Annotated in this window: 22 protein-coding genes; 15 read left to right on the top strand and 7 right to left on the bottom strand. The window is 60.1% G+C overall.

Annotated features, from left to right (window positions below; translation table 11 throughout):
* From araG to KFS80_RS01310, 6 genes are all read left to right on the top strand, one after another.
* Positions 1-1,545 (top strand): L-arabinose ABC transporter ATP-binding protein AraG, encoded by a 1,545-nt coding sequence (araG, locus tag KFS80_RS01335; protein ID WP_212543779.1) that lies wholly within the window; start codon positions 1-3, stop codon positions 1,543-1,545.
* Positions 1,546-1,557: 12 nt separating this feature from the next.
* Positions 1,558-2,526 (top strand): L-arabinose ABC transporter permease AraH, encoded by a 969-nt coding sequence (gene araH / locus KFS80_RS01330; RefSeq protein WP_026000669.1) that lies wholly within the window; start codon positions 1,558-1,560, stop codon positions 2,524-2,526.
* A gap of 266 nt (positions 2,527-2,792) precedes the next feature.
* Complete coding sequence (locus KFS80_RS01325; protein ID WP_212543778.1) at positions 2,793-3,506, top strand: GntR family transcriptional regulator; 714 nt, start codon at positions 2,793-2,795, stop codon at positions 3,504-3,506.
* The gene (locus KFS80_RS01320; protein WP_212543777.1) at positions 3,503-4,501 is read left to right on the top strand and encodes an ADP-ribosylglycohydrolase family protein; all 999 of its coding nucleotides are present in this window, start codon (positions 3,503-3,505) and stop codon (positions 4,499-4,501) included. The genes KFS80_RS01325 and KFS80_RS01320 overlap by 4 nt, the downstream gene beginning before the upstream one ends.
* Before the next feature lie 172 nt (positions 4,502-4,673).
* A complete protein-coding gene (locus KFS80_RS01315; protein WP_053122564.1) occupies positions 4,674-6,140 on the top strand; it encodes a purine-cytosine permease family protein in 1,467 nt (488 codons plus the stop codon).
* Positions 6,133-7,065 carry a PfkB family carbohydrate kinase gene (locus tag KFS80_RS01310; protein WP_212543776.1) on the top strand — a complete coding sequence of 311 codons (933 nt, stop codon included), beginning with the start codon at positions 6,133-6,135 and terminating at the stop codon, positions 7,063-7,065. Before KFS80_RS01315 ends, KFS80_RS01310 begins: the two co-directional genes overlap by 8 nt.
* A gap of 142 nt (positions 7,066-7,207) precedes the next feature.
* Here the strand turns inward: KFS80_RS01310 and KFS80_RS01305 are convergent, their stop codons facing one another.
* The 5 genes from KFS80_RS01305 to KFS80_RS01285 form a co-directional block, all read right to left on the bottom strand.
* Positions 7,208-7,588 carry a Rho termination factor N-terminal domain-containing protein gene (locus tag KFS80_RS01305; protein WP_212543775.1) on the bottom strand — a complete coding sequence of 127 codons (381 nt, stop codon included), beginning with the start codon at positions 7,586-7,588 and terminating at the stop codon, positions 7,208-7,210.
* Between the two features lie 166 nt (positions 7,589-7,754).
* Positions 7,755-8,009, bottom strand: coding sequence for a hypothetical protein (locus KFS80_RS01300; protein ID WP_053122559.1), 255 nt, complete (start codon positions 8,007-8,009; stop codon positions 7,755-7,757).
* Positions 8,010-8,053: 44 nt separating this feature from the next.
* Complete coding sequence (locus KFS80_RS01295) at positions 8,054-8,395, bottom strand: hypothetical protein (protein ID WP_212543774.1); 342 nt, start codon at positions 8,393-8,395, stop codon at positions 8,054-8,056.
* An 82-nt stretch (positions 8,396-8,477) separates the two neighbouring features.
* On the bottom strand, positions 8,478-9,674 hold the full coding sequence (locus KFS80_RS01290) for an MFS transporter (RefSeq protein ID WP_212543773.1): 1,197 nt from the start codon (positions 9,672-9,674) through the stop codon (positions 8,478-8,480).
* A gap of 110 nt (positions 9,675-9,784) precedes the next feature.
* Positions 9,785-10,438, bottom strand: coding sequence for an HD domain-containing protein (locus tag KFS80_RS01285; RefSeq protein WP_212543772.1), 654 nt, complete (start codon positions 10,436-10,438; stop codon positions 9,785-9,787).
* A gap of 221 nt (positions 10,439-10,659) precedes the next feature.
* Here KFS80_RS01285 and KFS80_RS01280 point away from each other — a divergent pair, with 221 nt between their 5' ends.
* The 6 genes from KFS80_RS01280 to KFS80_RS01255 all read left to right on the top strand — a co-directional run bounded on the left by KFS80_RS01280 (position 10,660) and on the right by KFS80_RS01255 (position 16,506).
* Positions 10,660-11,142, top strand: coding sequence for a GNAT family N-acetyltransferase (locus KFS80_RS01280; protein WP_212543771.1), 483 nt, complete (start codon positions 10,660-10,662; stop codon positions 11,140-11,142).
* 191 nt (positions 11,143-11,333) lie between these two features.
* The gene (locus KFS80_RS01275; RefSeq protein ID WP_212543770.1) at positions 11,334-12,323 is read left to right on the top strand and encodes a 2-dehydro-3-deoxygalactonokinase; all 990 of its coding nucleotides are present in this window, start codon (positions 11,334-11,336) and stop codon (positions 12,321-12,323) included.
* Positions 12,324-12,342: 19 nt separating this feature from the next.
* Positions 12,343-12,963, top strand: coding sequence for a 2-dehydro-3-deoxy-6-phosphogalactonate aldolase (locus KFS80_RS01270; RefSeq protein ID WP_008085516.1), 621 nt, complete (start codon positions 12,343-12,345; stop codon positions 12,961-12,963).
* A gap of 45 nt (positions 12,964-13,008) precedes the next feature.
* Entirely contained in the window at positions 13,009-14,157 is a 1,149-nt protein-coding gene (gene dgoD, locus KFS80_RS01265) for a galactonate dehydratase (protein ID WP_030131992.1), read from the top strand.
* Between the two features lie 174 nt (positions 14,158-14,331).
* Positions 14,332-15,642 carry an MFS transporter gene (locus tag KFS80_RS01260; RefSeq protein WP_053122535.1) on the top strand — a complete coding sequence of 437 codons (1,311 nt, stop codon included), beginning with the start codon at positions 14,332-14,334 and terminating at the stop codon, positions 15,640-15,642.
* Between the two features lie 60 nt (positions 15,643-15,702).
* Complete coding sequence (locus KFS80_RS01255) at positions 15,703-16,506, top strand: IclR family transcriptional regulator (protein WP_053122534.1); 804 nt, start codon at positions 15,703-15,705, stop codon at positions 16,504-16,506.
* 6 nt (positions 16,507-16,512) lie between these two features.
* On the opposite strand, the gene KFS80_RS01250 is transcribed toward KFS80_RS01255, so the two are convergent.
* Complete coding sequence (locus tag KFS80_RS01250; protein WP_053122532.1) at positions 16,513-17,565, bottom strand: NAD(P)-dependent alcohol dehydrogenase; 1,053 nt, start codon at positions 17,563-17,565, stop codon at positions 16,513-16,515.
* A 192-nt stretch (positions 17,566-17,757) separates the two neighbouring features.
* Here KFS80_RS01250 and KFS80_RS01245 point away from each other — a divergent pair, with 192 nt between their 5' ends.
* Positions 17,758-18,648, top strand: a complete 891-nt coding sequence (locus tag KFS80_RS01245; RefSeq protein ID WP_053122530.1) for an AraC family transcriptional regulator — start codon at positions 17,758-17,760, stop codon at positions 18,646-18,648.
* 183 nt (positions 18,649-18,831) lie between these two features.
* Here the strand turns inward: KFS80_RS01245 and KFS80_RS01240 are convergent, their stop codons facing one another.
* A complete protein-coding gene (locus KFS80_RS01240; protein ID WP_212543769.1) occupies positions 18,832-20,496 on the bottom strand; it encodes an electron transfer flavoprotein-ubiquinone oxidoreductase in 1,665 nt (554 codons plus the stop codon).
* 548 nt (positions 20,497-21,044) lie between these two features.
* On the opposite strand from KFS80_RS01240, the gene KFS80_RS01235 reads away from it, so the two are divergent.
* Positions 21,045-21,794, top strand: coding sequence for an electron transfer flavoprotein subunit beta/FixA family protein (locus KFS80_RS01235; RefSeq protein WP_007908338.1), 750 nt, complete (start codon positions 21,045-21,047; stop codon positions 21,792-21,794).
* 2 nt (positions 21,795-21,796) lie between these two features.
* The gene (locus tag KFS80_RS01230; RefSeq protein ID WP_007908340.1) at positions 21,797-22,726 is read left to right on the top strand and encodes an electron transfer flavoprotein subunit alpha/FixB family protein; all 930 of its coding nucleotides are present in this window, start codon (positions 21,797-21,799) and stop codon (positions 22,724-22,726) included.
* Positions 22,727-22,735: the final 9 nt, after the last annotated feature.

The raw sequence follows: 22,735 nt of genomic DNA, 5'->3' as shown, positions 1-22,735 counted from the left end.
ATGCACGCGCAAGTAGAGACACAACAACACAGCTCCAGCGGCAGCCTGCGCTTCAACGGGATCGGCAAAACCTTTCCCGGTGTGAAGGCGCTGGACGCCATCAGCTTCGTCGCGCATCCGGGGCAGGTTCATGCCTTGATGGGCGAGAACGGCGCCGGCAAATCGACCCTGCTGAAAATCCTTGGTGGCGCTTACATCCCGAGCAGCGGCGAGTTGCAGATCGGCGAGCAGACCATGGCGTTCAGGTCGACCGCTGACAGCATCGGCAGCGGCGTCGCGGTGATTCACCAAGAGCTGCATCTGGTGCCGGAAATGACCGTCGCCGAAAACCTGTTTCTCGGCCATCTGCCGGCGAGTTTCGGTTTGATCAATCGCGGTGTGTTACGCCAGCAAGCGTTGAATTGCCTCAAAGGCCTGGCCGACGAAATCGATCCGCAGACCAAAGTCGGACGCCTGTCCCTCGGCCAGCGGCAACTGGTGGAAATCGCCAAAGCGCTGTCGCGCGGCGCGCATGTCATCGCCTTCGACGAACCGACCAGCAGCCTCTCGGCCCGTGAGATCGACCGCTTGATGGCGATCATTGGTCGTCTGCGTGACGAGGGCAAAGTGGTGCTCTACGTGTCGCACCGGATGGAAGAAGTATTCCGCATCTGCGACGCGGTCACGGTGTTCAAGGACGGTCGCTACGTGCGCACCTTCGAGGACATGAGCCAGTTGACCCATGATCAACTGGTGACCTGCATGGTCGGTCGCGACATTCAGGACATCTACGATTATCGCCATCGTCCACGCGGCGCCGTGGCGCTGAAGGTCGATGGCTTGCTCGGCCCGGGCCTGCGTGAGCCGATCAGTTTCGAAGCGCACAAAGGTGAAATTCTTGGCTTGTTCGGATTGGTCGGGGCAGGGCGCACCGAGCTGTTTCGCCTGCTTAGCGGCCTTGAGCGCAACACCGCCGGACGCCTCGAACTGCGTGGCCATGAACTGAAATTGCGCTCACCGCGCGACGCGATTGCCGCCGGGATATTGCTCTGCCCGGAAGATCGCAAGAAGGAAGGCATCATCCCGCTGGCCAGCGTTGCCGAGAACATCAACATCAGTGCCCGTGGCGCGCATTCGGGGCTCGGCTGCCTGATTCGCGGTTTGTGGGAAAAGGGCAATGCCGACAAACAGATCAAAGCGCTGAAAGTGAAAACGCCGCACGCCGGTCAGCAGATCAAATTCCTTTCCGGCGGCAATCAGCAGAAGGCCATTCTCGGTCGCTGGCTGTCGATGCCGATGAAAGTTCTGCTGCTCGACGAACCAACGCGCGGCATCGACATCGGCGCCAAAGCGGAGATCTACCAGATCATCCACAACCTCGCTGCCGAGGGCATTTCGGTGATCGTGGTGTCCAGCGACCTGATGGAAGTGATGGGCATTTCCGACCGCATTCTGGTGCTCTGCGAAGGCGCCCTGCGCGGCGAAATCAGCCGCGACCAGGCTAACGAATCCAACCTGCTGCAACTGGCTTTGCCGCGCCACCGCGCTGACGGCGTGGCGAACTGAGAGGTGACTATGATGACAACCCAAAACGAAACCCTGCCCAAAGAGCGCAAACCGCTGGACATGCGCCGCTTCCTTGATGACTGGGTCATGTTGCTGGCGGCGGTGGGCATTTTCGTTGCCTGTACGCTGCTGATCGACAACTTCCTTTCGCCGCTGAACATGCGTGGTCTGGGCCTGGCGATTTCCACCACCGGGATCGCCGCGTGCACGATGTTGTACTGCCTGGCGTCGGGGCATTTCGACTTGTCGGTGGGCTCGGTGATTGCCTGCGCCGGCGTGGTCGCGGCAGTGGTGATGCGCGACACCAACAGCGTGTTTCTTGGTGTCAGTGCGGCGTTGGTGATGGGCCTGATTGTCGGGTTGATCAACGGGATTGTGATCGCCAAGTTGCGGGTCAATGCGTTGATCACGACGTTGGCGACCATGCAGATTGTTCGCGGTCTGGCTTACATTTTTGCCAACGGCAAAGCGGTGGGCGTGTCGCAGGAATCGTTCTTCGTGTTTGGTAACGGCCAGTTGTTTGGCGTGCCGGTGCCGATCCTGATCACGATCGTGTGCTTTCTGTTTTTCGGCTGGCTGCTGAATTACACCACCTACGGGCGCAACACCATGGCCATCGGTGGCAACCAGGAAGCAGCGTTGCTGGCGGGCGTGAACGTTGATCGCACCAAGATCATTATCTTTGCCGTGCACGGCGTGATTGGTGCGCTGGCGGGGGTGATTCTGGCGTCGCGGATGACCTCGGGGCAGCCGATGATTGGACAGGGGTTTGAGCTGACGGTGATCTCGGCTTGCGTGTTGGGCGGGGTGTCGTTGAGCGGCGGGATTGGCATGATTCGGCATGTGATTGCCGGGGTGCTGATTTTGGCGATTATCGAGAATGCGATGAACCTGAAGAATATTGATACCTTCTACCAGTACGTGATTCGCGGGTCGATTCTGCTGCTGGCCGTCGTCATCGATCGCCTCAAACAACGCTAAGATCAAGAGCCCCTCACCCCAGCCCTCTCCCAGAGGGAGAGGGGGCCGATCGAGGTGTCTCGCGTAATCCGTCGACCTGAAAGACCTCGGCGATTATGGATTCGGCACCGCACTTTCAAGTCAGCGTACTTCCACAATATCCCCCATTCAGTCCCCTCTCCCTCCGGGAGAGGGCTAGGGTGAGGGTGCTTTTGACCTTCAACCTTCCGTCACTTCCCCTAAATTTCCCTTGCTCGCCCGAACCCGTTTCGGTTATCACTTTGTACATGATTAGACAGGTACGATTTGACAAGAAACAACGGGTGGTCGACGAACTCGTCCGGCGCATCGAAAGCGGCCTCATGGAGGACGGCTTTCTGTTGCCCGGCGAGCATCAGTTGGCTCAAGAATTCAAAGTCAGCCGAGGCACGCTGCGCGAAGCGCTGGCCGAACTGAAGCGGCGTAAATATATCGCCACACAAAGCGGGGTCGGCTCGATCGTCACCTTCGACGGTGTCGCCCTCGACCAACGCAGCGGCTGGGCGCAGGCGCTGGCCGACAGCGGCGCGATGATCAATACCGAAGTGTTGCGTCTGGAAGCCGTGACCCGGCCCGATCTGCTCGCGCGTTTTGGCACTGACCAATTCATCACCCTCGACCGTCGTCGCCGTTCCACCGAAGGCACGCTGGTGTCCCTTGAACGTTCTTTGATGCCGGCCACCGGCGGCCTGGAAAGCCTGCCGCGCGTCGGTCTGATCGACAATTCCCTGACCATCACCCTGGCGGCCTACGGCTACGTCGGCGAGCGCGGCGATCAATGGATCGGCGCCGAACCGCTGAATGCCGTCGACGCTGAACTGCTCGGTCGTGCGGAAGGCACGGTGTTCCTCAAGGCCCTGCGCACCACTTATGACCGGCAGAACCGTTTTATGGAGCTGGTCGAAAGCCTGCTCGACCCGGTGCATTTCCGTCTGCACCTGCAATTTGGAGAAGCAAAATGACCCCGCTCAACCGTGCCCTCGGCGCTTTCTATGGCCTGGCCCTCGGCGACGCGCTGGGCATGCCGACGCAATCGCTGAACCGCGAAACCATCAAGGCGCGCTTCGGCCAGATCACCGATCTGCAAGATGCCGGGCCATTACAACCGATTGCCGCGAACATGCCTAAAGGCTCGATCACTGATGACACCGAACAGGCGATTCTGGTCGGCGAATTATTGGTTGAAGGCAATGGCCACATCGAACCGGCCATCCTCGCGCAACGCCTGATCGAGTGGGAAGCCGCGATGCAGGCCAAGGGCTCGCAGGACTTGCTCGGCCCGTCGACCAAACGCGCGATCGAAATGATCCTCGCCGGCCACTCGCCGGAAGAGGCCGGGCGTTACGGCACCACCAATGGTGCAGCGATGCGCATTACACCGGTCGGCATCGCCGCAGATGTCGCCAATCCTGAGCGCTTTATTGGCGCCGTGGTGCAGGCCTGCCAGGTCACTCACAACACCACGCTGGGGATTTCCAGTGCGGCGGCGGTGGCGGCGGTGGTGTCTGCGGGCATCAACGGCATGGATTTGGGCGAGGCGTTGAACCTCGGTCAGCAAATCGCTCAGCAAGCGGAAGCGCATGGTCACTGGGTTGCCGGTGGGCGTATCGCTTCGCGGATCAGTTGGGCGCGCAGCATCAGCGTCGACAGCGACAACGCGTTGCTCGCCGATCTGCTCTACGACGTGATCGGTACATCGGTGGCGTCGCAGGAATCGGTGGTGGTCTCGTTCGCGCTGGCGCAGCAAGTGGCCGTCGGTGAGATGAGCGCGTTTGATGCGCTGTGCATGGCCGCCAGTCTCGGTGGCGACACCGACACCATCGCGGCGATTCTTGGGGCGATGCTTGGGGCCTGCCTGGGTCTTGAGAGTTGGCCTGTCGAGATGATCGAGACAGTGAAAACCGTCAACGATCTGGAGCTGGAACCCCTTGTGAAAGGACTCCTCACTCTTCGCTGAGGACACCCATGTGTAGGAGTTGCCGAAGGCTGCGATCTGTTGATCTTCAGCAGTCTTCAGGCCGCCCCGAAATCGAGATCAAAAGATCGCAGCCTGCGGCAGCTCCTACAGGGGAGAGGCACAGGTATTGAATTGCCCATAAACACAAGAATGGCAAACAGGAGCATTTTTCATGAGTTCATCAAACGCCGGGCAAAGCGCCGGGCAACTGGAAACCCGCGGCATCGAACCGGTGCCGGAAGCCGAGTGCAACGGTCATCCGCTGCAACTGTTCTGGGTCTGGTTCGCCGCCAACATTTCCATCCTCGGTCTGCCGCTGGGCGCCACGCTGGTCGCGTTTCGCGGGTTGGCGATCTGGCAAGCCATCATCGTCGCGATCATCGGCGCTGCCGGATCGTTTGCCGTGGTCGGGATCATCTCGATTGCCGGCCGCCGTGGCCGTGCGCCGAGCCTGACGTTGTCGCGAGCGATCTTCGGCGTACGCGGCAATATCGGCCCGACGCTGGTCTCGCTGATGTCGCGTCTGGGCTGGGAAACGGTCAACACCACCACCGCGGCATTCGTGCTGTTGTCGCTTTGCTCGATCCTGTTCGGTTCGCCGGTTGAAGCGAAAAGCGCTCCGGTACTGACCCTGATCTTCATCGCCATTTTCGTCCTGCTGACCTTGTCGGTTTCCGGCCTCGGCCACGCGACGCTGCTGGTGATTCAGAAGTGGGCGACTTACGTGTTCGGCGCGCTGAACATTCTCGTCGGCGGCTTCCTCTGCGCCACCATCGACTGGAGCGCGGTGTTCAACGCCACGCCGGCACCGATGAGCGCAATGATCATCGGCATCGGCACCATGGCTGCCGGCACCGGCATCGGTTGGGCCAACGCCGGCGCTGACATGTCGCGCTATCAACATCGCAGCGTCAAAGCCGTACGCTTGGTCGCGTCGGCAGCATTCGGCGCAGGCATTCCGCTGGTGTTGTTGATCACCCTCGGCGGCTTGCTCTCGGTGGGCAACAACGACCTGGCTTCGGCGACTGACCCGATCGTGGCGATCCGCGACATGCTGCCAACCTGGATGGCCGTGCCTTACCTGATCACCGCATTCGGTGGCCTGCTGCTGTCGAACAACCTGTCGGTGTACTCCGCCGGTTTGACCACGCTGACCCTCGGTCTGAAGGTAAAACGCGTCTACGCGGTGGTGGTCGATATCGTCGCGATCTTCGCCGGTTCGATCTACTTCATGCTGATCGCTGACAGCTTCTACGGCCCGTTCATCACCTTCATTTCCTTGCTGGCAGTGCCGATCACCGCGTGGGTCGGGATCTTCATCGTTGACCTGATTCACCGTCACTACTACAGCCCGACAGACTTGCTCGACGTCAGCCCGCGCAGCGCCTATTGGTACAACGGCGGCATCGAGTGGCGCGCGTTCGGCGCGTGGGCGATTGCCATCGTACTCGGCTTCAGCTTCACCACCATCGGCACCACCGCTGAAAATGTCTGGTTCAAAGGCTTCCTGTCCGACTCGTGGCTGGGCCACAACGGCCTCGGCTGGATCGTGACCTTCGTGGTCGCCGGTGGCATTTACTTCGTCCTCGGCGGGGCGAAAGATCGCCGCGCCGCGCCAACCGAGAATGCTCATGCCTAAGATGCTGCACACCGGCCAGGTCATCATCGACCTGGTCATGGCCGTGGATAAACTGCCGCAGATTGGCGGCGATGTGCTCGCGCAGTCGGCTGGTTTCGAAGCGGGTGGCGGATTCAACGTAATGGCGGCGGCAGTGCGTAATGGCTTGCCGGTGGTGTACCTCGGTCGCCACGGCACCGGGCGTTTCGGCGATCTAGCGCGGGACGCGATGACTGTCGAAGGCATTCATATCGGCATCAAAGAACGTGCGCAGCGCGACACCGGTTTGTGCGTGGCGCTGACTGATGCGTCGGCTGAGCGCAGTTTCATTTCCTACATCGGCGCTGAGGGTGAAGTGACCGAGGACGATCTGAATAGCGTTGCCGCCGAGGCGGGCGATTACGTTTATCTCAGCGGTTACAGCTTGCTTCACGAAGGCAAGGCGCAGGCGTTGCTCGACTGGACGCTGGCGTTGCCGGGCTCGGTCAACGTGGTCTTCGATCCGGGCCCGCTGGTGGAATCGCCGGATTCGCCGATGATGCAGGCGCTGCTGCCACGCATTGATGTGTGGACGAGCAACAGCGTTGAAGCGCTGCGGTTTACCGGTGCTGAAGACATTGCGCTGGCGCTGGATCGGCTGGCTGAGCATCTGCCCAAAGAGGTGTTGATGGTGGTGCGCGACGGGCCGCAGGGTTGCTGGATTCATCAGGCTGATGAGCGTCGGCATGTGCCGGGGTTTACTGTGAAAGCGGTGGACAGCAATGGCGCTGGCGATGCGCATGCCGGGGTGTTTGTTGCCGGGTTGGCGCAGGGTTTGAGTGCGCATGAAGCGGCGCGACGGGCGAATGCGGCGGCGGCCATTGCGGTGACACGCTGGGGGCCGGCGACCTCGCCGGGGACGGCTGAGGTGGACGCGTTTATCCGCGAGTCTGGCGGTGCTCGATAGATAGCTTTCGCGAGCAAGCCCGCCCCCACATTGGATCTGTGTCGCACCTAAATCCCCTGTAGGAGCTGCCGAAGGCTGCGATCTTTTGATCTTGAAAGAGGTAAAAGATCGCAGCCTGCGGCAGCTCCTACAGGGGGATGTGTCAACTGGCCTTGCGCAGCGCCTCGATCAACTCTTGCTTACGCATCGAAGACCGCCCCGGAATTTTCTTGGCCCGGGCCTCCTTCATCAAACTATCAACCGTCTGCGCATCCCGCGAAGCCGTGCTGTTACGCGAATGTCCCTCGCGACTGGCCACTGCCCGTCGCGACGACTCTTTGCGATCTTCAGACTTGGCACTCGCCGGTTTCTTGCGCCCGGAACCGCCGGCCTTGTCGCCGCCGCCCGATTGTTTGTTCACCGTCGCCCAGGCTCGCGCTTCGGCTTCATCCTTAGACACGCCGTTATTTTCGTAGCTGTCTTCGATGTGCTCGGCTTTGCGCTTTTGCTCGGCGGTGTATTTTTCTTTGCTTCCACGAGGCATGGGATTTCTCCTTGCATCCGTAGATGAATTGCCATGTAGGAGCTGCCGAAGGCTGCGATCTGTTGATCTTCAAAATCAAAAGATCGCAGCCTGCGGCAGCTCCTACATAATTTACGATCACACGATCACACGATCACACGATCACACGATCACACGATCACATTGCTCAGCTATCGAGCTTACGCGCCGCTTCAACCCCGGCCGCGCTGAGCTTGATCGGCAGGTTCAGCGAATGTTCGCCGGCTTCGTTGCAGGTCACATGGCCGTGGTGAATCAGTCCGCGATCCTGCAAAGCGGCGAGGGCGCCGGCCACGACTTTCTCGCCCCGGTAATTGTCCAGCACCTCCTTGCCCAGTCCACTCGGGTGGGCGTGCAGCAGGCGGGTGAGGACTTCTTTTTCCAGGTTTTTATCGACGTTCATGGTTACCTCTTCATTGGATTGAATAGGACGCTCGCGTCGGCGAACTACTGACCGGAGCCTTCGGAACCGGAACCACCCGTGGTGGATTTAGAGCCGACGCCGGGGCCGGCGTTGTCGGGCATGCCGGGGGCGTCGGGGGTGTTCATGCCGCCCTGACGACCCGGGTCACTGCCCTGCGTGCGCGGATCAGTACCGGTGGCCGGCGGCTGATTGATCAACGGCACGCCCGAACCATCGGTGTTCATGCCGGGAGCACTGTTGATGGCGGGGGCGCGAGGCGGGGTCGGGTCGGTAGGGCCGGTGCCTGCCGCGGTGGCGGATGCGGCGAACACCGCAGGGCAGAGCAGGGTGCTGAATACGAAAGCGGTCAACCTTGACGAGATCATAGGGCTTCTCCAGTGATTGGAATCCTTACCTGTCGTTGGTCTGCCCTCGCTGCGGATTGGTGCCTGATGAACGACGAACGGTCTAAATCGCCTCCGCCGTTTTCACGTTGAGGCGACGCCAGAGCAGGCGGCCCAAGGTGATAAGCCAGTTGATCAAGGCCACCGCCAATACCGTGAGCAACAACGTCGCCATGCCATGTTCAACGATGATTTTCCCGGCCAGCAACGGAAAGCCAAACACGCCGATAAAATACGAAAGGCTGAACAGCAGCAGCGCTTGCGAAGTGGTACCCGTCGGTGCTTCGTTCGCCGCGAGTCCGTTGATCACCGAATAGGTCAGACCATAACCAACGCCGAGCGTCAGCGCCGCCAGCAGATAGGTAAATCCGCTGTGCACACCAAACGCGAACAGCACGATCGAGCCGAGCATCAGCCCGGACAACAGACACGAAGCGCGCAGCGGATCACGCTTGACCACGTAACCAGCGATCAACATCCGGCTGCTGATGGCCGCACTCATGAAACCGAGGAAGAACAGCGAATAATCCAGCGAGCGCGCCCCCGCATAACTGGTCTGAAAACTCGACAGCCCGCCGAACACACAGCCGCCGAGCCCGACCATGATGATCGGAAACACGGCGCGCGAGCTGAGCACTTGGCGGGTCGCTTGCCAACTGATTCTCGCGGCAGACGTGGCTTGCGTGCTTTTCAGTCGGGCGCCGAGACGCCAGAACAGCAGCACGCCGATCAGGCTCGCCAATGCCGCCAGATAAAACGCCGACGTCACCGGCAACCCCAGCGCACTGGCTGCGCGCCCGAGTAACGGGCCGCTGCCGATGCCGGTCATCATGCTGCCGGAGAGCAGCGCGAAGTACTTGGCCCGCTGCGCCGGAGTTACCAGACTGGCAACAATAATCGGCCCCAACGTGTAAAAAACACCCCAGCCCAACCCCAGCAGCAAACCGAAAAACAGCAGCAGATGCCCGAACCCCGGCGTCATCGCAAAACCCAGGCTCGCCGCTACCAGCAACAACCCGAACAGCGCAATCGACCGCGCCGCACCGAGCATGTCCGACAAATGCCCGGACACCAGCACCGCGACGAATGTACTGAGCATCGCCGCCGAAATCACACTGCCGGCATCGTGTTCATTACCGCCGCGTGAACCGATCAACAGCGACAGCAAAAACGTCGAGCCATACGACAGCGACAACAGATAACTGGCGAGACAGAACAGGCCGAACAACTTGCCTGACACCTGGGGTGTTGCTTGCGACATGACGCGGTTCCTTGACCGGGAAAATTGAGCGTCATCTGTTTAACACGTCGGGCCTGTGGGTTAGGTGCGCGGTTGGCGAAGTCAGGTTCAGCACAGGCCGGAGTAACCATTCAGACGATGCCGATTTCTTCCATCAGTTGCTCCATAAAACCCTTCAGACGCTCATGACGTATCTGCGCCAGACGCTGGCCGGCGACAGTCTGGAAACCGTCGGCGAGGTGCAGCAGTTTGGTCTGGAAGTGGTCGAGGCAAAAACGCTTGTCGTCGTAATCGCGATGTTTTGCTTGCGGATCTTGCGGGTCATACAGCGCCGATCCCATGCGCCCGGCGATATAAAACGTGCGGGCGACGCCAAGCATGCCCAGCGAATCGAGGCGGTCAGCGTCCTGGACGATCTTCGCTTCGAGGGTGAGCGGGGTGATGTTGGCGGAGAAGCTGTGCGCTTCGATGGCGTGGCCGACGCTGGCGATTTTATCGCTGGGCCAGTTCTGTTCGGCGAGCACTGACGACGCTTTTTCTGCGGCCTGACGCGAGGCTTGTGAACGCAGCGGCGAGTTCTTTTCGACGGCCACGCAATCGTGCAGCAGCACGGCCGCGAGCAAGACCTCGAGATCGCCACCTTCTGCTTCATGCAACGTGCGCACGTTGTGCCAGACCCGCTGCAAATGCGCGAGGTCGTGCGCGCCGTCGTCGGATATTTCCAGAGCGTGGGGCAGTAACCCGGCGGCCAGTGAAATCAGTGGTGCAAAAGCAGCATCGTTCATAAGCATCCTTGCAGATTTAAGGAGATCTAACGTTCGTGGTACCCCTGTGGTGAGGGGATTTATCCCCGACGGGTTGCGAAGCAGCCCCTTTTTTTTGGGGGCGCTGCGCACCCCATCGGGGATAAATCCCCTCACCACAAGGTTCTCTACCAGGTTTGGAGTGTGACGAGCAGCGCCCACGGCCTTAGTATGGCGTTTTCCTTTTCCGACAAGGCCCGTCCATGACGATCGAAATCCGCCCGGCGACCCCCAGCGATGCCCCGCAAATCCTCGCCTTCATCACTGAACTCGCCGATTTCGAAAAGGCCCGCCACGAAGTCATCGCCAGCGTCGCCGACATCGAACGCAGCCTGTTCGGCGAAGGCGCCACCGCCCACGGTCTGATCTGCCTGCGCGACGGCTTGCCGATCGGTTTCGCCGTGTTCTTCTTCAGCTACTCAACCTGGCTCGGCAGCAACTGCCTGTACCTCGAAGACCTCTACATCACCCCCGAACAACGCGGCGGCGGCGCCGGCAAAACCCTGCTGCGCCACCTGGCAAAAATCGCCTGCGACAACGACTGCGGCCGTTTCGAATGGAGCGTCCTCGACTGGAACACGCCAGCGATCGACTTCTACAAATCCCTCGGTGCGCAACCGCAGGAAGAGTGGGTGAGGTATCGCATGGACGGCAAGGTATTGCGTGAGTTTGCTGAAGGTAACTGAATCCCTAAAAAGATCGCAGCCTGCGGCAGCTCCTACAGGGAATGATGAAAACTCTGTAGGAGCTGCCGAAGGCTGCGATCTTTTTTTGCTTTTGTCTCACAATATGGGATCAACATTTATATATTGAGATTTTGCTGCTGCAAGGTTTATAGTCCATCGCACTCACTGCCAAAAACAAAACAGGTGAAGCGATGCTGGCGCAATTGATCGCGCTCGATTGGGGGACGACCTCATTACGTGCTTACAAACTCGCGGCGGACGGTGTGGTGCTGGAGCAGCGCTCGCTGTCGTCCGGGATCATGCAGTTGCCCAAGACCCCGCGAATCATCAACGGTCGCGAATGCGCCGATGGTTTTGAATTGGCTTTCGATGAAGCCTGCGGCGACTGGCTCGATGCGCAGCCGGATCTGCCGGTGATTGCTTGCGGCATGGTCGGCAGTGCGCAGGGCTGGCGTGAAGCGGCCTACTGCGAGACGCCGGCGAACGTCGCCAACCTCGGAAACTCCCTACAAACAGTTATCAGCATTCGCGGCACCGTCGTGCATATCGTGCCGGGTGTGATTCAGCGTTCCCGTTTGCCGAACGTGATGCGCGGCGAAGAAACCCAAGTGCTTGGTGTTCTGCAGAATCTGCCGGTCGAGGCGGGCACTGATCTGTTGATCGGTCTGCCGGGCAGTCATTCGAAGTGGGTCGACGTGGTCGATGGCTGCATCACCCGTTTCGACACGTTCATGACCGGCGAAGTGTTCGCCGTGCTCAGCGAACACAGCATCCTTGGCCGCACCCAGCAAGTCAGCGCGACGTTCGATGCTCAGGCATTTGACCGTGGTGTGCAGATCGCGCAGTCGGCGGACGGCGAACTCGGCGTGCTGTCGACCTTGTTCAGTGCCCGCACGCTGGGCCTGACCGGTGAACTGAGCCCAACGGCGCAGGCGGATTATCTGTCCGGCCTGATGATCGGCCATGAATTGGCCGCACTGGCCAGCGCTCAACGCCGACGCCGCAACAACCCGAATCTTCCTTCGATCATCCTCATCGGCAACGCGCAACTGTGTGTGCGCTACCGCCGTGCCCTCGACGCCTGTGGTTTCACCAAGGTGACGCTGGCCGAGCAGGCCACCGAGCGTGGTTTGTGGCAACTGGCGCTGGCCGCCGGACTGATCGATTCCTCATCCCGTTAACCCTGACTGGAGGCCTGACATGCTCAAGCAAGCATTGGCGCAAAACGGTCTGATCGCGATTCTGCGTGGCCTGCACCCGCAGGAAGCCGCCGCTGTCGGAGAAGTCCTGTATGCCGCCGGATTTCGCGTCATCGAAGTACCGCTAAATTCCCCATCGCCGTACGAAAGTATCCGCATCCTGCGCAAGACCTTGCCCGCCGATTGCCTGATCGGTGCCGGCACAGTGTTGACGCCGGAGCAGGTCGAGTTGGTGAAAGAGGCCGGCGGCCAAGTGATCGTCATGCCGCACAGCGATGCCAAGGTGTTGCGCGCGGCGAAAGCGGCGGGGCTGTTTCTGTCGCCGGGTGTTGCGACGCCGACCGAAGCGTTTGCGGCGCTGGCGGAGGGCGCGGACATTCTCAAGCTGTTCCCGGCCGAGCAGATGGGTCCGGCAGTCGTCAAAGCCTGGCTTGCGGTGTTGCCGTCCGGGACGGTGCTGGCGCCGGTTGGCGGCATCACGCCGGACAACATGCAGGCGTTTATCGACGCTGGCGTGAAAGGTTTCGGCCTCGGTTCCGGCCTGTTCAAACCGGGCATGACCCCGGAGCAAGTGGCGGTGAATGCCAAGGCCTACGTGGCCGCATGGAAGGCCCTTCGCTAAGTATTCTGGCGCTGCGTGCGCTATCCCAATAAGAGAGACAAGTAGATGAAAATCACCAAACTCACCACCTTCATCGTTCCGCCGCGCTGGTGCTTCCTCAAGATCGAAACCGACGAGGGCGTGACCGGTTGGGGCGAGCCTGTGGTTGAAGGGCGCGCGCACACCGTTGCCGCCGCTGTCGAAGAATTGTCCGATTACCTGATCGGCAAAGACCCGCGCAACATCGAAGACATCTGGACGGTGCTGTATCGCGGCGGTTTTTACCGTGGCGGCGCGATCCATATGAGCGCACTGGCCGGCATCGATCAGGCGCTGTGGGACATCAAGGGCAAAGCCCTCGGCGTGTCGGTGAGTGATCTGCTCGGCGGCCAGGTGCGCGACAAGATTCGTGTGTATTCGTGGATCGGCGGCGACCGTCCGGCCGACACCGCGCGTGCGGCGAAAGAGGCGGTGAGCCGTGGATTCACTGCGGTGAAAATGAACGGCACCGAAGAGCTGCAATTCCTCGACTCCTTCGAGAAAGTCGATCTGGCACTGGCCAACGTTGCCGCCGTGCGTGACGCGGTCGGGCCGAACGTCGGTATCGGCGTCGACTTCCATGGCCGCGTGCACAAGCCGATGGCCAAGGTGCTGATGAAGGAACTCGATCCATACAAACTGATGTTTATCGAAGAACCGGTGCTCAGCGAAAACTACGAAGCGCTGAAAGAGCTGGCGCCGTTGACCAGCACACCGATTGCCCTCGGCGAACGCTTGTTTTCGCGTTGGGACTTTAAACGCGTGTTGAGCGAAGGTTACGTCGACATCATCCAGCCGGATGCTTCCCACGCCGGCGGCATCACCGAAACCCGCAAGATCGCCAACATGGCCGAAGCCTACGACGTCGCGCTGGCGCTGCATTGCCCGCTGGGGCCGATTGCGCTGGCGGCGTGTTTACAACTGGACGCGGTTTGTTACAACGCGTTTATCCAGGAGCAAAGCCTGGGCATCCATTACAACGAGAGCAATGATTTGCTCGACTACGTGAAAGATCCGCGGGTGTTCGATTACGACAAAGGCTTCGTGAAGATTCCGAACGGGCCGGGATTGGGCATCGAGATCAACGAGGAATACGTGATCGAGCGTGCGGCTGTTGGCCACCGCTGGCGCAACCCGATCTGGCGCCATGCCGATGGCAGCTTTGCCGAGTGGTGATTTGTCTCTGACACACCCGATGAGATCGTTCCCACTCTCTGCGTGGGAATGCCTCAATGGACGCTCTGCGTCCGCTTTTGGGACGCAGAGCGTCCCGGGCTGCATTCCCACGCGGAGCGTGGGAACGATCAGGCCTCAGGCCGACCTCAATAAACATAAAAAGAGGCTCTCCCCATGCAACCGCAAACCCTCACCGGGCAGGCGTCTTTAGTCGCGCCCAGCCGCAAGCGGTTTTTCATCATGGTGTTGCTGTTTATCACCGTGGTCATCAACTACCTCGACCGCAGCAACCTGTCGATTGCCGCGCCGGCGCTGACCAGCGATCTGGGCATCGACCCGATCCACGTCGGCCTGATCTTCTCCGCGTTCGGCTGGACCTACGCCGCTATGCAGATCCCCGGCGGCTGGCTGGTCGATCGCGTGCCGCCGCGCATTCTCTATAGCGTCGCATTACTGCTGTGGTCGATTGCCACGGTGATGCTCGGTTTCGCCGCCAGTTTCATCGCGCTGTTCGTGCTGCGCATGGCCGTCGGCGCGCTGGAAGCACCGGCCTATCCCATCAACAGCCGCGTTGTAACAACCTGGTTCCCCGAGCGTGAACGCGCCACGGCCATCGGTTTCTACACCTCTGGGCAATTCGTCGGCCTGGCATTCCTGACCCCGGTACTCGCTTGGCTGCAACACGAATTCGGCTGGCACATGGTGTTCGTCGCGACCGGCGCTGTCGGCATTATTTGGGCGGCGATCTGGTACGCGGTGTATCGCGAGCCACGGGATTTCAAAGGCGCCAACGAAGCCGAAATCGACCTGATCCGCGAGGGCGGTGGTCTGGTTGATATTCAAAAAGAATCGGCCAAGGTCAAAGCCAAATTCAGCTGGACCGATCTCGGCATCGTTCTGACCAAACGCAAATTGTGGGGCATCTACCTCGGCCAGTTCTGCCTGAACTCGACGCTGTGGTTTTTCCTGACGTGGTTCCCGACGTACCTGGTGAAATATCGCGGTATGGACTTCATCAAGTCCGGCCTGCTCGCGTCGCTGCCGTTTCTTGCCGCGTTCGTTGGCGTGTTGTGCTCGGGGTTCTTTTCCGACTTCTTGATCCGTCGCGGCTACACCGTCGGCTTTGCGCGCAAGTTGCCGATCATTGGCGGGCTGCTGATTTCCACCTCGATCATCGGCGCCAATTTCGTTGAGTCGACGCCGCTGGTGATTGCCTTTCTGGCGCTGGCGTTCTTCGGTAATGGCCTGGCCTCGATCACTTGGTCGCTGGTTTCGACCTTGGCCCCGGCACGCTTGCTCGGCCTGACCGGCGGGGTGTTCAACTTCATCGGCAACCTGTCGGCGATCACCACGCCGATCGTGATCGGCTTCCTCGCCAGCGGCGATTCGTTCGCGCCGGCAATCACTTATATCGCGGTGCTCGCATTGATCGGTGCTTTGTCCTACGTGCTGCTGGTCGGCAAGGTCGAGCGTATCGAGTTGTAGTGGTCTGCGTCGGGCGACCATAATGCCGCCCGTTCCCTCGCTCAACGGTAAAGGCTGGATATGCAGGAAGACGCTCCGGAAAAAACCAAGGACGCCGCGCCCACCGGCACCCAGACGCTGTTGCGCGGCCTCGGTGTGGTGCAAGCGGTGGCCAGTGGCGCCCGCGATCTCAAGGAAATTGCCCGACTGATCGGCACCACGCGCAGCACCACCCATCGTCTGGCCAGTTGCCTGGTCGATGAACGCTACCTGCGCGTGGTGCCGCAAGTCGGTTATCTGCTCGGGCCGAAGCTGATCGAACTGGGTTTCCAGGCACGCGAAGAGTTGCCGCTGGTGAGCCTGGCCGGGCCGTATCTGGACGAGTTGTCGGCGCTGACCGGCGACACTGTGCACTTGGGCATCCGTGAAGGCGATGAAGTGCTGTATCTGCTGAAGAACCCGGGGCGCAATGGCCCGGAAATGCGTTCGCGGGTCGGCCATCGCATGCCGTTGGCGCGCACCGGGATTGGCAAGGCGTTGATGCTCGATGACTCGCCGAAAGACTGGCAGCGGCTGTACGACATCAGCCTGCCAGCGGGTGGGAAAAGTCAGTTCTGGCCGCAGCATCCCCAGCAGTCGTGGGAACAGCTTGAGCAGCGCATGACCGAGTACGTCGCCGGTGGCTACGCCTTCGATCTGGAAGACAACGAACCGTCGATCCGCTGCGTGGCGGCGCCTATTCGCGATGCGAGCAAGGGCATCGTGGCGGCGATCAGTATCGCCAGCACTGTGCCGTACATGCCGTTGGAAAAAATGGCCGAGCTGATTCCCCTGATCAAAGGAGTCACAGCCCGGCTCTCGGCGGAGCTTGGCTTGAAGGTTTAAGCGGGTTTAAACCTTGAGCGTCGCCATGTCGATGACGAAACGGTACTTCACGTCGCCGGCGATCATGCGCGCGTAAGCCTCGTTGATCTGGCGAATGTCGAGCATTTCAATGTCGCAGGTGATGTTGTGCTCGGCGCAGAAATCCAGCACTTCCTGGGTTTCGGCGACGCCACCGATCAGCGAACCGGCCAGGATGCGACGGCCCAATACCAGTTTGGCGGCATGCACGGGCGGATCGATCGGTTCGATCAGGCCAACCAGAATGTGCACGCCGTCGAAACGCAGGGTGTCGAGGTACGGGTTGAGATCGTGCTGCACCGGAATGGTATCGAGCAGGAAGTCGAAGTAACCGGCAGCCGCTTTCATCTGCTCGGCATCAGTGGAAACGATCACATGATCGGCACCCTGACGACGACCTTCTTCAGCTTTGCTCGCCGAGCGGGTGAACAGGGTGACTTCGGCGCCCATGGCTTTGGCGAACTTGATGCCCATGTGGCCCAGACCGCCCATGCCGAGAATCCCGACCTTGTCGCCAGCCTTGACGCCGTAGTGCTTGAGTGGCGAGTAGGTGGTGATGCCGGCGCACAGAATCGGCGCGGCGCTGGCCAGTGCCAGTCTTTCCGGAATGCGCACGACGAAGTGTTCGCTGACGACGATACTGTCCGAATAACCGCCCATGGTGTTGCTGCCATCCACCCGATCCGGGGTGGCGTAGGTCATGGTCGGGCCTTCGAGGCAGTATTGTTCAAGGTTCGACTGGCAGGCTTCGCAGGTGCGGCACGAGTCGACCATGCAGCCAACCCCGACCAGATCGCCTACTTTGTGTTGGGTGACATTCGCACCGATCGCGGTGACTTTTCCGACGATCTCGTGGCCGGGCATCAACGGGTAAACAGCGATGCCCCATTCATTGCGGGCCTGGTGGATGTCGGAGTGGCAGACGCCGCAGTAGAGGATCTCGATCGCGACGTCGTCGGCGCGTGGGCTGCGACGTTCGAATTTCATCGGGGCGAGGGGCGTGGTGGCCGATTGGGCGGCATAGCCGATGGCGGTGTACATGTGAAACCTCGCAAAAGCAGGAACAAGTGAGGCGGCGCATTCTGGGCGTCGACTGACAGTCCGGCCATGACGATTCCTCCGGGTCTCATGCCTAATCCTCCGGCATGCGGGTTTGATTGGCCGCAGCGGCAAAGGGATCTGCCATCATGCTTTCATCGCCTTTTTCCGCCCTATTTTCAGTGAAGAGTTTTGATGCAATTAACCCGTCATCTTGATGCCAATGCCCGGCTGGTTTCGTTGATCGAACCGCTGGCGCTGCGCGATGGTTATTCCCCGACCGGGTTGCCCGGTGTGCAAGTGTTGCGCGCCAGTTGCGACGTCGCCCGTGGGCCGCACATTTATGAACCGAGCCTGATGATCATCGCCCAGGGCAGCAAACTGGCGTTCCTCGGGCCGCGGACGATGGAATATGGTGCCGGGCATTACCTGATTCAGGCGCTGCCGGTGCCGTTCGAGTGCGAGACATTTGCCTTGCCGAATGCGCCGTTGCTCGGCGTGAGCGTGGCGATTGATCGGGTGTTGCTCGGTGAACTGGTGTTGGCCATGGGGCTGGCGCCGGGGCGGCATATTCCGGCGCAGACGCCGGAGTCGATGACCTCGGTGGTGCTCGACGATGACATGCGTGGCTGCGTCGAGCGGCTGTTGAGTTGCCTGCACGATCCGCTGGAGTGCCAGATTCTCGGGCCGGCGCGAGTGCGTGAATTATTGTTCGTCGCGTTGCGCGGGCCGCAGGCGGATGTGTTGCGCGCGTTGGTCGAGCAGCAGGGGCAGTTTGCGCGGGTGGCGGCGTCGATCAGTCATCTGCATGCGCATTACACCGAGCCGTTGAATGTCGAGACACTGGCCGGTTGCGCGAACATGAGCGTGTCGACGTTTCATGAACATTTCAAACGCAGCACGTTGTTGTCGCCGGTGCAGTATCTGAAGCGTTTACGCTTGTTGAAGGCGCAGACGTTGCTGGTGGCGGAGGGCTTGGGCGTGGCGCAAGTGGCGCATCGGGTCGGGTATCAGAGTACGTCGCAGTTCAGTCGCGAATATAAGCGCTACTTCGAGCGCAGCCCGGGCGACGAGCGCGCTGCCTGATTCCACGCATATCCCTCGTAGGAGCAAAGCTTGCTCGCGAAAGCGGTGTGTCAGTCAACATTGTTGATATCTGATACACCGCTTTCGCGAGCAAGCTTTGCTCCTACAGTTCGGTGGTGTTAGAGGAATTCTGGGCAACAAAAAGGCCCCCGGTTCGGGAGCCTCGTTGTTCAGCGGTTCGACTTACATATTCGGGTAAGTCGGGCCGCCAGCGCCTTCCGGCGTGACCCAGGTGATGTTCTGCGAAGGATCCTTGATGTCACAGGTCTTGCAGTGCACGCAGTTCTGGGCGTTGATCTGGAAGCGCTTCTCGCCGTCTTCCTTGGTGATCACTTCGTACACGCCGGCCGGGCAGTAGCGCTGAGCCGGTTCGTCGTACAGCGGCAGGTTTTTGCTGATCGGGATGCTCGGGTCTTTCAACTTCAAGTGGCAAGGTTGTTCTTCTTCGTGGTTGGTACCGGAGATGAACACCGAGCTGAGTTTGTCGAAGCTGAGTTTGCCGTCCGGCTTCGGATAGTCGATCTTCTTGCAGTCCGCCGCGAGCTTGAGGCAAGCGTAATCCGGCTTGGTGTCGTGCAGGGTGAACGGCAGTTTGCCGCCAAAGATGTTCTGATCCAGCCAGTTGAAACCGCCGCCAACGATGGCGCCGAACTTGTGGATCGCCGGGCCGAAGTTGCGGCTGGCGAACAGTTCGTCGTAGAGCCAGCTCTTCTTGAACGCGTCCACATAAGTGGTCAATTCTTCAGTGCCGTCCTTCTCAGCGAACAACGCGTCAGCTACCGATTCAGCGGCGAGCATGCCCGACTTCATCGCGGTGTGGCTGCCTTTGATCTTGGCGAAGTTCAGGGTGCCGAGGTCGCAACCGATCAGCGCGCCGCCCTTGAAGACCATTTTCGGCAGCGAGTTCAGGCCACCCTTGCAGATCGCGCGAGCGCCGTAGCTGATGCGCTTGCCGCCTTCCAGGTACTGCGCCAGCACCGGGTGATGCTTGAGGCGCTGGAACTCGTCGAACGGCGACAGGTACGTGTTGCTGTAGGAAAGATCGACGATCAGACCGACCACCACCTGATTGTTTTCCAGGTGATAGAGGAACGAGCCACCGGTGTTCTCGGTGCCCATGATGTCCAGCGGCCAACCGGCAGTGTGCACCACCAGACCTGGTTGATGCTTGGCCGGGTCGATTTCCCAGATTTCTTTCAGGCCGATGCCGTAATGCTGAGCGTCGGCGTCGCTGTCGAGGTTGTAGCGCTGGATCAGTTGCTTGCCGATGTGGCCACGGCAGCCTTCGGCGAACAGCGTGTATTTGCCACGCAGTTCCATGCCCGGGGTGTACAGGCCTTCCTTCGGATTGCCTTCGCGGTCGACGCCGAGATCACCGGTGATGATCCCGCGCACCACGCCTTGCTCGTCGATCAGCGCTTCCTGAGCGGCGAAGCCCGGGTAGATTTCTACGCCAAGGTTCTCTGCCTGCTGGGCCAGCCAGCGGCACAGGTTGCCGAGGGAGATGATGTAGTTGCCTTCGTTGTGCATGGTCTTGGGCACAAAGAGGTCTGGAATTTTTTGCGCGCTTTCGGCGTTTTTCAGCACGAAAATATCGTCGCGGGTGACTGGCGTGTTCAGCGGGGCGCCGAGTTCTTTCCAGTCCGGGAACAGTTCGTTCAGAGCGCGTGGTTCGAACACGGCGCCGGACAGGATGTGTGCGCCGACTTCGGAGCCTTTTTCGACCACGCAGACGCTGATTTCCTTACCGGCTTCGGCGGCCTTCTGCTTCAAACGGCAGGCGGCGGACAAGCCAGCGGGGCCGGCACCGACGATGACCACGTCGAATTCCATGTATTCGCGTTCCACAGGCTATCTCCTACTCAAGGCTCACAGTTTTTTTTCTAATTTGGAGGTTCGATCTCGCATCCGAATTGCCTTTACGTTAACGTCAAAGGGAATATCGGGAAACCCACCTTTCTCTCTAGGCGGCGCATTATATCTACACCACTCTCAGCGTCCAATACAAACGTTTGTTTGAATTGGCTCCAGCCCAGAGAAATCAAAGAAGCGCGGCTTATGAATGGTCATTTTGCTGTATTGACCGGAATAGGCGTTCCGGTCAAGATACGGGCGGTTTTGCGCTCGTCGTAGGCAGACTGGCGGTTTCAAGAGCACCTCTAAAGACAGGGCGTAGGCAGAAAGGGTGATGCGCAGCGCAGGTCTGGCGCGCAGTTTACACACCGCGAAGTTGAATGACTGAATGGTCACCACTGACGAACGGTCACGCACTTCGCAACGTGAAATCATCCCGAGTACAAGCCGGCGTTTTTAGAGGTGCCCTTGTAGCCCGATGAGCATCAACCGCCAGGTTCGCCTAGGCGACTTTCTTTTCACCGGAGAGTAACGAGGAATCCATGAAGGTTCTTGTAGCTGTCAAACGCGTTGTGGATTACAACGTCAAGGTTCGCGTCAAGGCGGACAATTCCGGCGTAGACCTCGCCAACGTCAAGATGTCGATGAACCCGTTCTGCGAAATCGCAGTGGAAGAAGCCGTACGCCTGAAAGAGAAAGGTGTTGCGACTGAAATCGTCGTCGTCTCCATCGGCCCGACCACCGCTCAGGAGCAGCTGCGTACCGCACTGGCTCTGGGTGCCGACCGTGCCATCCTCGTCGAATCCGCTGAAGATCTGACCTCGCTCGCCGTGGCCAAGCTGCTCAAGGCTGTGGTCGACAAGGAACAGCCTCAACTGGTGATCCTGGGCAAACAGGCCATCGACAGCGACAACAACCAGACCGGCCAGATGCTCGCTGCATTGAGCGGCTACGGTCAGGGCACGTTCGCCTCGAAAGTCGAAGTCTCTGGCGACAGCGTTGCCGTGACTCGCGAAATCGACGGCGGCGCGCAGACGGTTTCCCTGAAACTGCCGGCGATCGTCACCACCGACCTGCGTTTGAACGAGCCGCGTTATGCGTCCCTGCCAAACATCATGAAAGCCAAGAAGAAGCCTCTCGAAGTGCTGACTCCGGACGCTTTGGGCGTTTCCACCGCCTCCACCAACAAGACCCTGAAAGTCGAAGCGCCGGCTGCACGCAGCGCAGGCATCAAGGTCAAGTCGGTGGCTGAACTGGTCGAGAAACTGAAAAACGAAGCGAAGGTAATCTAATCATGACTATCTTGGTAATCGCTGAACACGACAACAAAGTGCTGGCCCCGGCCACACTGAACACCGTGGCTGCTGCTGCCAAAATCGGCGGCGACATCCACGTTCTGGTTGCAGGCCAAGGCGCTGGCGCCGTGGCTGAAGCCGCAGCGAAAATCGCTGGCGTGAGCAAAGTCCTGAACGCTGACAACGCCGCTTACGCGCATCAGCTGCCGGAAAACGTTGCTCCGCTGGTCGCTGAGCTGGGCGCTGGTTACAGCCACATCCTGGCTGCCGCCACTTCCAACGGCAAAAATATCCTGCCGCGCGTTGCTGCGCAGCTGGACGTTGACCAGATCTCCGAGATCATCTCGGTCGAAAGCGCTGACACCTTCAAGCGCCCGATCTATGCCGGTAACGCCATCGCTACCGTGCAATCGACCGCTGCGATCAAAGTGATCACCGTGCGTGCCACCGGTTTCGACCCGGTTGCTGCTGAAGGTGGTTCGGCGGCTGTTGAAGCAGTCGGCGCTGCACACGACGCGGGCACTTCGAGCTTCGTTGGCGAAGAACTGGCCAAGTCCGATCGTCCAGAACTGACCGCTGCCAAGATCGTCGTTTCCGGCGGCCGTGGCATGCAGAACGGCGACAACTTCAAACACCTGTACGCCCTGGCCGACAAGCTGGGCGCTGCGGTGGGTGCTTCGCGCGCCGCCGTCGACGCAGGTTTCGTACCGAACGATATGCAGGTCGGTCAGACCGGCAAAATCGTTGCGCCTCAGCTGTACATCGCCGTCGGTATCTCCGGCGCGATCCAGCATTTGGCCGGTATGAAAGACTCCAAAGTGATCGTTGCGATCAACAAGGACGAAGAAGCGCCGATCTTCCAGGTGGCCGATTACGGTCTCGTGGCGGATCTGTTCGAAGCAGTACCTGAGCTGGAGAAGCTGGTTTAAACCGGCAGC

Source organism: Pseudomonas rustica (assembly GCF_018336155.1).
In the GTDB taxonomy this organism is placed as follows: Bacteria; Pseudomonadota; Gammaproteobacteria; order Pseudomonadales; family Pseudomonadaceae; genus Aquipseudomonas; species Aquipseudomonas rustica.
This window is presented reverse-complemented; position numbering and strand designations above follow the sequence as displayed.